We start from the raw sequence: 13737 nt of genomic DNA, 5'->3' as shown, positions 1-13737 counted from the left end.
GGGCCGGTCCGGCCCAGGCCGCAGCGTAGAGACCGCAGACAACACGTAGATCACGAGGAAGCCGACAGTGGCGACCGTCACCTCGGTCAGAGCGCGGGGGCGGCGGCGCGGACCTGGTTGCGGCCGTTGCGCTTGGCGCGGTACAGCTCGACGTCGGCGAGCCCGACCAGGTCGTCCGGGTCGCGGTCGGGGCGCGGCGTCATCGCGGCGACGCCGATGCTGACCGTGACGATGCCCTCGCGGGCCAGCACGTGCGGCTCGTTCAGGTCGGAGATCGCGATGCGCAGCCGCTCGGCGGCGCGGCTCGCGGCCTCGGTGTCCAGGCCGGGCATGACCACCGCGAACTCCTCGCCGCCGTAGCGGGCGACCAGGTCCCCGGCGCGCAGGTTACGGGTCAGCTCGGCGGCGACCCGCTGCAGGCACTCGTCGCCGGCCGGGTGGCCGTAGTGGTCGTTGTAGAGCTTGAAGTGGTCGATGTCGACCATCGCCAGCGCCAGCGGCCGGCCGTTGTGCAGGGCGGTCTGCCACTCGGTGTGCAGGATGTCCTCCAGCCGCCGCCGGTTGGCCAGCGCGGTGAGCGCGTCGGTGGTGCTGAGCAGCTCCAGCCGCTGGTTGGCCGCGGTCAGCTCCTCGGTGCGCTGGGCGACCTTGCGTTCCAGCGAGGCGTACACCGACGCGTTGTCCAGCGACACCGCGAGCTGCCCGGCGACGAGCCGGACCGCGTCGAGCCGCTCGGCCGGGAACGCCTCCCGGATGAGGTGGTTCTCCAGCACCAGCAGCGCCTGCCGGACGCCCCGGTTGAGGATCGGCACGACCAGCAGCGAGCAGCAGGCGAGCTCGGCGAAGTAGGGATCGCGGGAGAAGCGGTCGTCGCGGGTGGCGTCGCCGACGACCAGCGGCTCGCGGGTGCGCTCCACGTAGCGGATCACCGAGGCGGGCAGCGCGGGGGCGCCGCCGTCCGGGGGCGTCACGGGCATCGACCAGCGCTGCCGGTCGTCGTCCCAGAGCAGCAGGTGTACGGCGGTCGCGCCGGTCATCTCACTGAGCACGTCGACGACCCGGGCGCGTACGCCCTCGAAAGTGGTCTGCGAGCTCAGCGCCTGGGAGGCGGCGAGGATGGCGAGCAGGTCGATGGTGCCCGACAGCAGCGGGGCCGGCGAACCTACCTCCGGCGGCGGCCCGCCCGTCGGCGGCCGCAGCTCCGGCAGCCACGGCGCGGCCGGGTGGGTGCGGTCGAGCTGGGCGACCTTCGCGTCGGCGCCCCAGGCGTGGTAGGCGTGCCGGGCCGAGTTGAGGATGCTGGTCCCCGCGACCTGCATGCCGTGGGCCAGGTAGAACCGGGCGGCCCGCTCCAGGGCCAGGGCTCGGTGCCACGGCCGGCCACGGTCGGCGACCTCGTGCTGCGCGGCGTCGTAGGCCTGCGCGGCGGCCTGGAAGTCGCCGCCGGCCCAGGCGCGCTCGGCCTGCAGGAGCAGCAGGGTGTGGGCGAAGTTGACCGGGGCGTCCGCGGCCCGGGCGGCGAACCAGGCCACGATCTCGTCGAGTTCGGCCAGCCGGGCGGCGCGCTCGCCGGGCGGCCCGCCCCGGACCTGCTCGGCCAGGTCGAGGCCGCGCAGCAGCCGGGCCAGGGCGACGGGGTAGGTCGACGGGTTGACCGGCAGCAGCGCGGTGGCGGCCTCGATGTGGTGGTGCAGGGCGGGCAGGTCGTCGAGCAGCGCCGCCGCCAGCGCCCTGGTGACGTGCACGTTCGACACGGCCACCGGGTTGCCCGCGAGCGCCTCGGGCAGCGGGTCCGCCCCGCTGTCCGCCTCGGCCGGCTCGCCGCGCAGCATGCCGGCCAGCCGCCGGTACGGCAGGTACACGTCGGTGGACTGGTCGTTGCCGGTGCGGGTGGCGAACGCGAGCCCGGCGTCGACCTCGGTGAGGTAGCCGTCCAGGGTCGGGGCGTAGTCGAGCAGCTCGTACACGGAGACGTAGTAGGTGTGGCAGGCCTTCTGCAGGTCGCCGCCGTGCAGCAGGCCTTCGCGGGCCAGCTGCGCCTGTTGCACCGTGTCCTCCAGCGACTCGTACCAGTGGCCGGTGCTCAGCGCGTACAGGAAGCGGGCCTGCGAGGTGTCGGGCTCGTAGCCGCGGGCCTCGCCGACGGCGATGACGCGCAGCAGGGCCCGGTGCCCGGTGCGGTAGTCGCCGCACCGGCCGACGGTGACGAAGGTGAGGTGGGCGAGCGGCCCGACCAGGGTCGCGATCGGACCGTGCCGCACCCACAAGTGCAGCGCCTGCAGGGTGAGCCAGGACAGGGTGGCCTGGTTGCTGAAGAACGCCGGTGCCATCATGCGGTTCATCAGCGCGGCGGTGGCCAGCAGGTCCGGGTCGGCCGGCTCGGGGCGGCCCAGGTCGTCGCGGGTGTCGCCGTCGAGCCACCGGTGCAGCAGGGCGAGCCCGTCGTCGATCTCGGCCTCGACGCGGTCGGGCGGCGGCGCGGCGAAACCGAGGTGCCCCAGCATCTCCAGGCCCAGCGCGACGGCCTCGGCGGCCCGGCCCTGGTTGGTCAGGCTGCACACCTGCACCAGCGTCGCGTCGGCGTGCTGGGCCGGCCGGTCGCACAGCCGGTCGATGGCCTCGTACACGGCGTCGGCCTCGTCGAGGCGGCCCAGGCTGTACAGCGAGGCGTGCCGCCGGGTCTGCAGCATGATCAGGTTGTGCAGGTCGGCGGGGTCGGCGAAGTCGGCGGCGACCGCCAGGTAGCGCTCGGCCGAGGAGTGGTTGCTCACCACCAGGGCCTGTTCGGCGGCGTAGCCGAGCAGGACGCTGACCCGGCGGCGCTCGGCCGGGTCGTGCACGTGCTCGGCGACCGCGAAGTACTGGTGCGCCGCGACCTCGGCGTACTCGGGGCACGGGGCCAGCCGGCGGCCCAGGCCGAGGTGCAGGGCGCTCTTCGCGGACGCGGTGAGGCTGTCGAGGATGGCCTGGTGCACGCGGTCGTGCCGGAACCGGACCGCGTCGGCCGGCTCGCCGGACTCCAGCACCAGCAGCCCCTCGTCCAGGGCGGGCGCCAGCATCTCCTCGGTCTCGGCCGGGGGGTGCCCGTCGGCGACGGCCAGCAGGTCCAGGTCGGCCCGCCCGCCGAGGCAGGCCATGATCTCGACGAGCAGCCGGGTGCGGGTCGGCAGGCCGCGCAGCCGGGTGGTCCACGGGTCGACCACGTTGGCCTGGCGCAGGTGGCGCGACAGGTTGCCGGAGTCCCACGTCCAGCCGTCGTCGCCGAGGACCAGCACCCCACTGCGCCGCAACGAGTTGACCAGCTCGACCGTGTCGTACGGGTTGCCCCCGGTGCGCTGGGCGATCGGTTCGGCCAGCGCCTCGGCGTCGGTGGCATCGAGTTGCAGCATCTCGCCGACGAGCTCGGCGGTGCTCGCCGGGGGCAGGTTGGCCAGCGTGATGCGCTGTGGTTCGACGCCCTGCTGCCGCCAGCGCGCGAGCATGGCGGTGAGCCGGTGGGTGGCGTCGATCTCGTCGTCGCGATATGCCAGCACCAGCAGCAGGCCGTCCGGCGGCCCCTCGGAGACCAGCATGTCGAGGAAGCCCAGCGGGGTGCGGCTGGCCCACTGCACGTCGTCGACGAACATGACGATCGGGCGTTTCGGCGACGCGACGGTGGTCAGCACGTCGATGCCGATGCGCTGCATCCGGGCCTGGGCGAACAGCGCGTCGCCGATGGTGGGATCCGGCTCGACGCCCATCAGCAGCCCGAGCTCGGGCTGCACCGCGGCCAGCAGCCCCGCGTTGCGGCCCAGCACCTGGCGCAGCCGCTGCCGCAGGTCGGCGACCTCCTCCTCGGGCTCGGCCAGCAGCAGCCGGCCCAGCGCGCGCATGGCCTGGCGGGCGCCGTCGAATTCGAGGTCGCGCCGGTGCTGGTCGTACTTTCCGGACACGAACCAGCCGCTGCTGCCCGAGGCGATCGGGCGCAGCTCGTCGACGAGCGAGGTCTTGCCGACCCCGGCCGGGCCGCTGACCAGCAGGCCGTGGCTGAGCCCGGTCATCGCGTCGGCGAACGCCGCGCCCAGCGCCCGGATCTCCGGGTCGCGGCCGATGATGCGGGACTGGGGCAGCAGCCGCAGCGGCACGTCGCCCGCGCCGATGCGCAGCGCCATCGGCTCGCCCGGCGCGGCGGCGCGCAGCTGCGCGAGGTCGTGCGCCAGCCCCTCGGCGGTCTGGTAGCGGTTGTCCGGCTCCTTCTCCAGCAGGTGCATGATCACGTCGGACAGGGCGGCGGACACCTCGGGGTCGACCTCGGCCGGCGGCACCGGCACCCGGGCCAGGTGGGCGTGGCTGAGCCGGAGCGGATCGCCGGTGCCGAACGGCGGCTCGCCGGTGACCATCTCGTACATGGTCGCGCCGAGGGCGTAGAGGTCGGCGCGCTGGTCGACGGGGCGGCCGGTGCGGCCGGTCTGTTCCGGGGCGAGGTAGGGCAGCGTGCCCACGATCTCGTTGTGGTGCGCGAACTCGGGCCTGATCTCGGCGAACGTGGACGCCAGCTCGAAGTCGATCAGCAGTACGCCGCCGGCGGCGGTCAGCACGATCTTGCTCGGGCAGACGTCGCGGTGCACCACGTGCCGGTGGTGCACGGCCGCCAGGGCGTCGGCGAGTGCCGAGGCGATGCCGAGCACCTCGGCGGGCGGCAGCGGCATCGGGCGGCGGTCCATCGTCGTGCCGCCCGCGTCCTGGAGCACCAGTGCGCCGTCCAGCTGGGGTGTCGCGGCGAGCTGCACGACGCCGTCCGCGCCACGGAGCCGGCGCAGGATCGCCGCCTCGTGCTTGAGCCGCTTGGGCCCGTCCGGCCCGAGCGGTTGCTTGACGACGACGGACCGTCCGCCGGGCAGGCGCATCCGGTAGGCCCGGGTCCGGTCGCTGTCGAGCAGCACCTCGACCCGGTCGGCGTCGACCGGCGGGCCTCCTGCCGGATGCTCGCCGCTGATGCCCATCATCCGCCCCGGAATCCGTCAAACGCCCCAGCCTCGCCGAGAAGTAGCCGCTCAACCTGAATTGTCTTCAAGAACCAGAATAGAGCTTTTGTCACGATCATGCGGGTGCGTGGCGGGCAGGGTGGCCCGCAGATGTGCCAGGACCTGATCCGCGACGTCCTGGTAGGGGCGCAGGTCGCGCTCGGCGCGGGCCAGCAGCAGTGCCCCCTCGGCCGACGCGATGACCAGGGCGGCGAGCGCCCGCGCGGTGGCCTGCGGGCAGCCCTCGGCGGCGAAGGCGCTCTCCAGCACCCCGCGCCAGTCCGCGAACGCCGCGGCGACCACGGCGTGCAGCGGGTCGTCCTGGCCGACGTCGAGGGCCACCCCGGCCACCGGGCAGCCCGCCTGGAACTCGTTCTTGCGCAGCCAGTTCGCGGTGGCGGTGAAGTAGCCGGCGACCGCGTCGAGGGCGGGCGCGCCGCCGATGCCGGTGCGCGTGCGTCCGGCGTACCAGCGTAGTGCCTCGGCCGCGAGCTGCTCCTTGCCGCCGGGGAAGTGGTGGTAGATGGAGCCGCGGGGCGCGCCCGACCGGGCGATCACGTCCTGAAAGGACGTCGCCGCGTAGCCGCGCTCGGCCAACAGCAGCGCGGCCGCCCGCACCATCTTCTCGCGACTGTCGTTCGTCATGCTCTCCCCTTGACTATGACGGCCATCATAACGCAGCATCGGATTATGATGCTCGGCATAGAACGTCAGGTCGCGGCGGTCGAGATCGTCTACCGCGGCGCGGGGGAGCGGGACCTGAACCGGGTCGTCGAGCTGCACCGGCGCTGCTCGCCGGACAGCCTGAGCCGCCGCTACGCCAGCGCGGCCGGGGCGCCGGCAGCGGCCGCGCTCGCCCGGATGCTGCGGCCGGAGGCCGGGCACACGCTGCTCGCCGTCGTGTCCGGCGGGGCCGACGACGGCGCGGCCGTCGCGGTCGGACACCTGCTGACCTGCCCGGACGTGCCGGGCATGGACCTGGCGCGGCCCGTGGCCGTGGGCGAGGCCGCGGTCCTCGTGGCGGACGCGTGGCAGGGGCGGGGGATCGGCGCCGTGCTGGCCCGGCGGCTCGCCGTGCTGGCGGCCGTCGCGGGCTACACCCACGTGCAGGCGCACGTGCTGGCCGGGAACCGGGCCGCCCTGCGGACGATCCGCCGCCTGACCGGCGACGGCGGCCCGGCCGGCGCGCCGGTGTGGGAGTACGACGGCCCGATGCTGACGATGACCGTCCCGGTGGCCGCAGGCGCGGCCTGACGCCGGCCCCGGCGGGGCGGGGTGGTGTCAGGGGTGGTGCAGGAGCAGGTCGGCCAGGTGGTGGATTCGGGTCATGGTGATGCCGGAGCGCTGCTCGACGGCGAGCGGGTGGTCGGTGGGCTCGACCTCGACGTAGGGCTTCTGGCCGACGGGCCGGGTGTGCACGTTCGTCTTGAGGTTCAGCGTGCTCACGGGGTATCCGGCCAGCTCCGTCGACAGCCAGCCGAAGTGCGGCCGCTCGGCCTCGCGGCCCGGCTCGTCCCACAGGTCGGTGGTGCGGGCGAAGCTGTCCGGGCTAAGCGACACCCAGACGCCCCAGGCGAACACCTCGTCGCCGCCGAGGATCGGGATCTCCAGGCTGCCCTGGATGAAGAAGTGTCGGCCCGCGATGACGCACAGGTCTGAGGTGAGTTCGCTGTTCGGGTCGTCGGCCAGGTCGTCGGTCCAGTGCGCGGGCGCCGCGGTGCGGTACGACAGCGGCGGGTCCTCGTGCCGCCGACCGCACGATCCGCAGGTGTGGCCCGATGTGTTCCGCATTCGGAGACTGTAGGCCGTGCGCCGCCGGGACCGTCTCAACGGCACCCCGGCCCGGTGCGTATTTCCCGCGCAGGGGTTTCGAAAGGCCGCCGGACAGCAATTGCGGCGATCAAGGTCAACCGGTTCAGTCCAGCCCAATGCGCATGCGATCGATTTCCACGTTGACCTGCGCAGAAATTACAAACGACCTTGGAGAGAGCGCTCCCTGGAATACCTGCTATAAATGACGTCATGACGATCAGCCGACCTGACGGCCAGCGGTCCCCGACCCTGGAAGAGGTCGCCGAATGGGCGGGGGTCTCGCGCTCCACGGTCTCGCGGGTGATCAATGGCGTGTCCACCGTCGACCCCGAATTGCGTGAACTGGTTCAGCGCGCCATCGACGCCACCGGCTACGTGCCCAATCTCGCGGCGCGCTCCCTGGTCACCCGGCGCACCGACTCGGTCGCCCTCGTGGTGTCCGAACCGGACGACCGCACCGAGCAGGCGGAGCCGTTCCTGAACCGGATATTCACCGACCCGTTCCTGGGCCGGATCACCGCCGGGGCGCTGGAGGTGCTGCGGCCCGAGGGCATCCACCTGGTGATCATGCCCGCGGAGTCGCCCGCCCACCACCACGTGCTGCGCTACCTGCGGCAGGGCCACGTCGACGGGGTGCTGCTCATCTCCAGCAGCGACGAGGACCCGCTCCCGCAGCAGCTCTGCGACCTGGGCATCCCGGCCGTGCTCTCGGCCCGGCCCGGCAAGCCGCTGCCGATGAGCTACGTCGACGTGGAGCAGCAGGTCGGCGCGAAGCTCGCCGCCGAGCACCTGCTCGCCATCGGCCGCCACCATCTGGCGACCATCTCCGGCCCGCTGGACATGCCGTCGAGCCAGGACCGGCTGGCCGGGTTCCGGGCCGCGCTCGCGGTGCACGGGCATGCGTACGTGCCGTCGGCGGCCGGCAACTTCACCCGCGCCAGCGGCGAGCAGGCCGCGCGCGAGCTGTTCGCGGCGCACCCGGAGATCGACGGCCTGTTCGTGGCCAACGACCTGATGGCCGAGGGCGCGCTGCAGGCGCTGCGCGACCTGGGCCGCCGCGTGCCCGAGGACGTCGCCGTGGTCGGCTTCGACAACAGCATCGCCGCGCTGCAGTGCCGCCCCCAGCTGACCACGATCCACCAGCCGCTGGAGGAGATGGCGGCGGAGATGGCCCGGCTGCTGCTGGCTCGCATCGGCAAGGCCGACCCGAAGCCCCGCTCGGTGATCTTCCACCCCCGCCTGGTCAAGCGCGAATCCGCCTGATCGGGGAGCCGGGCGGATCCGGGGGAGTCCGCTCGGCCGGGGCGCCGGTGCGGTCGCGCCGAACGCGCCCCCCGCGACTGGTGGCCGTGCCCTAGCATGAGCGGCACTTCGCCCCCCAGCCCGGAAGGCAACCATGAGTCTGGCCGATGAGCTGCAGAAACTGCAGCAACTGCGCGACGCCGGCACCCTCACCGAGGAGGAGTTCGAGCTCGCCAAGGACCGGCTGCTGCAGGCCCCGCCGGCCGCCGCGGCCGCGCCCCAGATCGTGGTGCCGGAGATCAACCTGCTCAAGGAGGTCGACCCGGCGGTGACGCGGGTCGCCGACAAGGCGGTCAACATCCAGGGCGTCACCGGAGTGATCACTACGATCATCGGCCTGGTCGTCGCCATGTTCATCCTGCTCGTCGGATGTTCGATGATCAGCAAGATGGACGAGGACTTGCCGGGCCACCGGAACAACAGCCCGTTCGGCAACAGCGGGATCTGCGACCAGCCGAACGTGACCTGCCGCTGAGCCGTGCCACGGCCGGGCCGCCGGGCAGCGGTCACCGCGGGCTGGTCAGCGCCGCGAGCTGGTCCAGGTCGGCCTGGCGGGTGGTCTCGACGGATGCGGCGAGCGCCTTGACGGCGGGGTCGGCTCCGGCGGACTGCTCGGAGCCGGCCAGCATGCGGCACTGCTCGAAGTGCGCGCGCAGGCTGTCGGCGAGCATGGCGTCGAACTCCGCTCCGGACCTGCCGGCCAGCAGCGCCAGGTTCTCCTTGGTGATCATGCCGGGCATGTCGTGGCCCTCGTGCGGATTGCTCTCCGGCATCCCGGTCGCCTGCAGCAGCTCCCGCAACCGGACCACCTCGGCCTCATGCCGCCGGGCGACGTCCGCGGCGAACGTGCCGAGATCCTTGTCCCCGGTCCGCTGCGGGGCCAGCCGCAAGGCCGCCAGCATGCGCTCGTCCAGGGCGATCATCAACTGCGTCCACGCGACGTCGGTGCTGATCGCCCCCGCCTCGGCCACCGCCGGCGGGCTGACCGCCGGGCCGCCCGTCGGAGCCGCCGCCGGCACCGCACCCCCGCACCCCGCGAGCAGCAAAACCACGGCCCACCCGTACACCCGTGTTCTCATCGCGGACCTCCCGCTGCCGACGGCGATCTTGCGCGAACTGTTGCCCTTTTGCCCGTTCGGAGTGTGTCGTCCCCACAGTCCGCGCAAGATCGTCGCATAAGAGGGGCACCGGCCGGGGCGGGAGAGGGGGGCCGTCCCGGCCGGTGCGGGTTCAGGTGCGGGTCAGGGTCAGGGGCGACCGTTGGCGCCGCACTTGATGATGGGGCGGATGCAGTCGCGGACGCGGCGGTCCATCTCTGCGGCGGGCCAGGCGTTGAAGAAGTCGCCGTGCATGGTGTAGCCGCGGCCTGAGGACAGGCGGATGCGGGCGGGGTCACCCGTTACCGGGTAGCGGAGCACCTGGCGGAGCTTCGGGACCGGGACGGGGTGGGAGGATGGGCAGGCGCCCGCGACGGGGTACGCCATGTGGCTCTTGTGGTTGGCGGAGTCGAGGTTGACGCCGTCCCAGCACTGCGGGAAGTCGAGGTATGACTCCAGCATCGAGCCGGCGGGGCAGTTGACGAAGTCCTTGCCTGGCGGGATCTCGTTGTGGTGCAGGCAGGACCAGCGGGCGATGCTCTGGTCGCCGCTGGTGGCCTGGGCGTTGCCGGCCACGATGCGCAGGCCGACGGGCAGGGACTGGATCTGCGCGATGATGTCGTCGCGCACGCCCTCACCCAGGTAGTAGAAGGTCGTGCCGGTCGGGGCGACCGCCACGTTGTCGACGTACATGGTGGGCACCCAGTACGACGACAGGTCCTCGATCGGGTTGCAGTTCGTCCCGGCCGCGGCGAGGCTCGTGTAGGTCGAGAACGCGTTGGTGGACGTGTTGCCCATGAAGTCGTGCATGTGCGACCCGCCGGGCAGGTTCGGGAAGACGATCGGGTCGTCGGGCAGGCGGTGCGTGAACGGGCAGTCGGCCAGGAACTCCGACACCCGCACGATGGGGCCGGGCGTCCCGCCGCCGCCGCTGGACTGCCCGAACACCTGGAACTCCCATAGCGAGACACCCCACTGGGTGGCGCGCGCGGTCGCGTACAGGCGGACGTAGCGGGTCGTCACGTTGACGGTGAGGGACTGGTCTGCCCCGTTGTGGTTGGTCGTGGTGTGGAACGTGCTCCAGTTGCTGCCGTCGGCGGAGCTCTGCAGCTGGAAGTTGCGCGCGTACGCGCCCTCCCAGTCCAGGAAGATCCGGGTGATCGCCTGGCTGCTGCCGAGATCGATGCGGATCCATTGCGGGTCGGAGAATGCGCTGGACCAGCGCGTGCCGGCGTTGCCGTCGACCGCTGCCGAGCCGGGCGTGCCGCCGTTCTCGGTCGAGGAGACCGTGACCGGCTTGCCCTGGGAGAGCGAGATCTCGGCGGCGGCCGCGCCACCGGTGGTGGCGACCAGGTAAGTTGCGAGGACGGCCGTGACGGTGGCGATGAGCCCGGCGGCACGTAGCCGCCGGCGGCCAGGAATCGGTGCGAGACGATTCATGGTGAGCTCCCTACGGGAATGGGACGGACGGGTTTCCGTTGGGGGCAGGGGGCCCTGCGGGGCTGCGGGGCCCCCTGCCGGCGGTCGCCTACTTGTAGACGCGCACGTAGTCGACCAGCATCTGCGCCGGGAACGGGGTGGAGGCGTCCGGCGGACCGGGCCAGTCACCGCCCACGGCGAGGTTGAGGATCATGTAGTGCGGGTGGTCGTAGACCCACGGGCCGCGGGTCGCCTCGACGGTCGCCTTGCTCGCGTAGAACACCTCCGTGCTGTCGACGAAGAAGCGGATGCCGTTGCTGTCCCACTGCGCGGCGTAGACGTGGAAGTCGGCCGAGAGGTCGATGCCCCAGACCTTCTCCAGGCCGTAGCCGCCGCCACCGTTGTAGGCGGGGGCGTGCAGCGTGGTGTAGCTGCGGGTGGTGTCGCGGCCGAGGATCTCCATGATGTCGATCTCGCCGTTGTACGGCCACGGGCGGCTGGTCGGCGGCAGGAAGTCGGCGCCCATCATCCAGAACGCGGGCCAGAAGCCGTTGCCCTTGGGCACCTTCACCCGGGCCTCGACCCGGCCGTACTGGAAGTGGAACTTGTTGCCCGTGTTCATGCGGTGCGAGGTGTACTGCATCCCGCCGACCGCCTCGCGGCGGGCCTCCATCACCAGCGCGCCGGTGCCGTTCATGTTCGCGTTGGTGTTGTTGGTGTAGTACTGCAGCTCGTTGTTCTGGCCGGTGCCGGTGTCGATGGTCCACTTGGCCGCGTCCGGCTTGCTGCCGGCCGGGCCGTTGAACTCGTCCGAGAAGACGAGGTTCGTGGCGGGGAAGGTCGGGTTGGCGGGCTGCGCCGGAGGCGTGGTCGGGGCGCCGCCGGTGCCGTACACCTGGAACTCCCACAGCGAGTATCCGTAGCCGTTGGACCGCGCCGTGCCGTACATGCGCACGTAGCGGCCGGTGCCGTTGACCACGATGTTCTGCTTGAACCCGGTGCTCGTGGTGGTGGTGTAGATGGGCGTCCAGTTCACCGCGTCGGGTGAGGTCTGCAGCTGGTAGGAGGTGGCGTACGCCGGGTCCCACTGCAGCACGACCCGCTTGATCTGCGCGGTCGCGCCCAGGTCGACGTAGATCCAGCCCGGGTCGGTCCAGGCCTGGGTGGCCCAGCGCGAGGCCGGGTCCAGGTCGAAGGCCCGCACCGGGAAGCACTGCCAGCACGCGCCGTCGTCCTGCGAGGAGGAGGCGAAACCAGGCTTGTTGTACGACAGCAGCACCTCCCCGCCCGGGTTGGGCGACGGCGAGGTGGGCGGAGACGCCGACGGCGACGCCGGCGGGGGTGAGGACGGCGGGTTGCTCGGCGGGGTCCCGCCGACGCGCACCGCGAACTCCCAGAGCGAGTAGCCCCACCCGGTGGCCCGCGCGGTGCCGTTCATCCGCACGTAGCGGCCGGTGCCGTTGACGGTCAGCGTCTGCGTGCCGCCGGTGCCGGTGGTGGTGCTGTAGATGTTGGTCCACGGCCCGGTCGCCGAGGCCGAGACCTGGATCTGGAAGGCCGTCGCGTACGCGCCCTCCCAGGTCAGGGTCACGCCGCAGATGTTCTGGCTGCTGCCCAGGTCGACCTGGATCCACTGCGGGTCGCTGAACGCGCTGCCCCAGCGGGTGCCGGCGTTGCCGTCGACGGCGTTGGCCGCGGCGAACGCGCCCTCCTGCGAGGAGGCGCTTGCCGGGCGGCCCAGCGCGGCGTTGGCCGAGCCGCAGCCGGTGCCGCCGCCGATGACGCCGTACACCTGGAACTCGTAGAGCGAGTAGCCGTGCACGGTGGCGCGGGCGGTGCCGTTCATGCGCACGTAGCGGCCGGAGCCGGCGACGGTCAGCGTCTGCACGCCGCCGGTGCCGGTGGTGGTGCTGTAGACGTTGGTCCAGGGGCCGGTGGCCGAGCCCGAGACCTGGATCTGGAACCCGGTGGCGTAGGCCGCCTCCCAGCGCAGGACGACCTGGCTGATGGTGGCCGTCGCGCCCAGGTCGACCTGGATCCACTGCGGGTCGGAGAACGCGCTGGACCAGCGCGTGCCGTTGTCGCCGTCGACGGCCGCGGTGGCCGGGAAGACGGCGTTCTCGACCGACGACGCGGTGACCGGCTTGCCCTGGGAGATCAGCGGATCGGCCGCGCTGGCCGAGCCGGCGACCACGGCCAGGTAGGACGAGGCGAGCACCGCGCCGACGGTGGCGAGTACGGCGTACCAGCGCCTGCGAGTGGGGACGGAGCGCGGCGGGGCTGCCGCGTTCGGGACGGATCTCATGTCATCTCCTGTGGGATGGCTCGAGACCGCGAGGGCCGTGCTCCTCGCGGAAGGCCCGGAGGCGCTCCCGCCGATCGCGGATCCGTGACCCGCGGCAGCGCTTCCGGTACGCACGCGACGGCCGCCTGCCGCCGGGACCGGTGCGTCGGGGCTGACGCCCGGTCCGGCGGCATGGCGACGCCGTGGTGAGCGGCGGGTCGCCGCGTGCAACGACCTGCTGCCCGAAAGGGCGTCAAGCCGGACAAACAATGTGGGGGAGCGCTCTCTGAGAGAATCGTCCTTGACCGCCCGGATGTCAATGGCGGTCACTGGACGGGCCGTTGCGGCGAATGCCGTTAACGTTCCCGAAATCGGGCGGTGACGTCAGGACGGGCAGCTGGGAGACCGTGTCGCGGTTCCCGAAGTCGCGCAGAAATCGGCACGATCGATGGCCCGCAACGGATCGCGGGTCACGACTGCCTGCTCACGACGCATGCGAGTGGACCGGCCCCGGAGCCCGCCCGCAGGCCGGACCGGTTGTCGGGATCGGATCGGCGATGGCTCTTTGTAACGAGACGGCAACGGCATCTTGACAGCCGCCCGGCATGAGACGAAATTCAGAGGCCAGACCAGGGAGCGCTCTCTGGATGATCAACAGTGCGTGACCTGCGAATCTGTTCGTGCTTGTGCCCCGAATACCTGTCCTGGAGGAGCTCCGATGCGTTCAGCACTATCCGGCGCCGGCCCACGGCGCCGTCTCGCGGCCGTGGCCGCTCCGCTGCTCGCCGCCGCGCTGGTGCTGGGCACCGCCGCGTGTGGT

At 72.3% G+C, this 13737-nt stretch carries 9 protein-coding genes; 3 read left to right on the top strand and 6 right to left on the bottom strand.

The genetic code is table 11. From position 1 onward, the window contains the following. Positions 1 to 86: 86 nt before the first annotated feature. Together Cco03nite_RS37655 and Cco03nite_RS37650 are read right to left on the bottom strand one after the other, a co-directional pair. Complete coding sequence (locus Cco03nite_RS37655) at positions 87 to 4985, bottom strand: diguanylate cyclase domain-containing protein (RefSeq protein WP_203698811.1); 4899 nt, start codon at positions 4983 to 4985, stop codon at positions 87 to 89. Positions 4986 to 5033: 48 nt separating this feature from the next. Beyond that, positions 5034 to 5648 carry a TetR/AcrR family transcriptional regulator gene (locus tag Cco03nite_RS37650; protein ID WP_203698810.1) on the bottom strand — a complete coding sequence of 205 codons (615 nt, stop codon included), beginning with the start codon at positions 5646 to 5648 and terminating at the stop codon, positions 5034 to 5036. Positions 5649 to 5693: 45 nt separating this feature from the next. Here Cco03nite_RS37650 and Cco03nite_RS37645 point away from each other — a divergent pair, with 45 nt between their 5' ends. Further along, entirely contained in the window at positions 5694 to 6257 is a 564-nt protein-coding gene (locus Cco03nite_RS37645) for a GNAT family N-acetyltransferase (RefSeq protein WP_203698809.1), read from the top strand. 27 nt (positions 6258 to 6284) lie between these two features. Here Cco03nite_RS37645 and Cco03nite_RS37640 read toward each other — a convergent pair whose 3' ends face one another. Next, complete coding sequence (locus Cco03nite_RS37640; protein ID WP_203698808.1) at positions 6285 to 6794, bottom strand: DUF2199 domain-containing protein; 510 nt, start codon at positions 6792 to 6794, stop codon at positions 6285 to 6287. A 231-nt stretch (positions 6795 to 7025) separates the two neighbouring features. Between Cco03nite_RS37640 and Cco03nite_RS37635 the strand changes: the two genes are divergently transcribed. Next, positions 7026 to 8078 carry a LacI family DNA-binding transcriptional regulator gene (locus Cco03nite_RS37635; RefSeq protein ID WP_203698807.1) on the top strand — a complete coding sequence of 351 codons (1053 nt, stop codon included), beginning with the start codon at positions 7026 to 7028 and terminating at the stop codon, positions 8076 to 8078. 133 nt (positions 8079 to 8211) lie between these two features. After that, the gene (locus Cco03nite_RS37630; RefSeq protein WP_203698806.1) at positions 8212 to 8592 is read left to right on the top strand and encodes an SHOCT domain-containing protein; all 381 of its coding nucleotides are present in this window, start codon (positions 8212 to 8214) and stop codon (positions 8590 to 8592) included. Between the two features lie 31 nt (positions 8593 to 8623). Here Cco03nite_RS37630 and Cco03nite_RS37625 read toward each other — a convergent pair whose 3' ends face one another. The 3 genes from Cco03nite_RS37625 to Cco03nite_RS37615 all read right to left on the bottom strand — a co-directional run bounded on the left by Cco03nite_RS37625 (position 8624) and on the right by Cco03nite_RS37615 (position 12938). After that, positions 8624 to 9196, bottom strand: coding sequence for a DUF305 domain-containing protein (locus tag Cco03nite_RS37625; RefSeq protein WP_203698805.1), 573 nt, complete (start codon positions 9194 to 9196; stop codon positions 8624 to 8626). A gap of 168 nt (positions 9197 to 9364) precedes the next feature. Then, positions 9365 to 10654: a DUF1996 domain-containing protein gene (locus tag Cco03nite_RS37620; protein ID WP_239167978.1), complete on the bottom strand. Its 1290-nt coding sequence runs from the start codon at positions 10652 to 10654 to the stop codon at positions 9365 to 9367. Positions 10655 to 10742: 88 nt separating this feature from the next. After that, positions 10743 to 12938: a discoidin domain-containing protein gene (locus Cco03nite_RS37615; RefSeq protein WP_203698804.1), complete on the bottom strand. Its 2196-nt coding sequence runs from the start codon at positions 12936 to 12938 to the stop codon at positions 10743 to 10745. Positions 12939 to 13737 lie beyond the last annotated feature (799 nt).

This window comes from Catellatospora coxensis (genome assembly GCF_016862635.1).
In the GTDB taxonomy this organism is placed as follows: domain Bacteria; phylum Actinomycetota; class Actinomycetes; order Mycobacteriales; family Micromonosporaceae; genus Catellatospora; species Catellatospora coxensis.
This window is presented reverse-complemented; position numbering and strand designations above follow the sequence as displayed.

Bases quoted from the DNA above. Each gene is read 5' to 3' on its own strand.
- Cco03nite_RS37640 (WP_203698808.1), bottom strand. From the start codon at position 6,794: ATGCGGAACACATCGGGCCACACCTGCGGATCGTGCGGTCGGCGGCAC.
- Cco03nite_RS37625 (WP_203698805.1), bottom strand. From the start codon at position 9,196: ATGAGAACACGGGTGTACGGGTGGGCCGTGGTTTTGCTGCTCGCGGGG.
- Cco03nite_RS37650 (WP_203698810.1), bottom strand. From the start codon at position 5,648: ATGACGAACGACAGTCGCGAGAAGATGGTGCGGGCGGCCGCGCTGCTG.
- Cco03nite_RS37655 (WP_203698811.1), bottom strand. From the start codon at position 4,985: ATGATGGGCATCAGCGGCGAGCATCCGGCAGGAGGCCCGCCGGTCGAC.
- Cco03nite_RS37615 (WP_203698804.1), bottom strand. From the start codon at position 12,938: ATGAGATCCGTCCCGAACGCGGCAGCCCCGCCGCGCTCCGTCCCCACT.
- Cco03nite_RS37635 (WP_203698807.1), top strand. From the start codon at position 7,026: ATGACGATCAGCCGACCTGACGGCCAGCGGTCCCCGACCCTGGAAGAG.
- Cco03nite_RS37630 (WP_203698806.1), top strand. From the start codon at position 8,212: ATGAGTCTGGCCGATGAGCTGCAGAAACTGCAGCAACTGCGCGACGCC.
- Cco03nite_RS37620 (WP_239167978.1), bottom strand. From the start codon at position 10,654: ATGAATCGTCTCGCACCGATTCCTGGCCGCCGGCGGCTACGTGCCGCC.
- Cco03nite_RS37645 (WP_203698809.1), top strand. From the start codon at position 5,694: ATGATGCTCGGCATAGAACGTCAGGTCGCGGCGGTCGAGATCGTCTAC.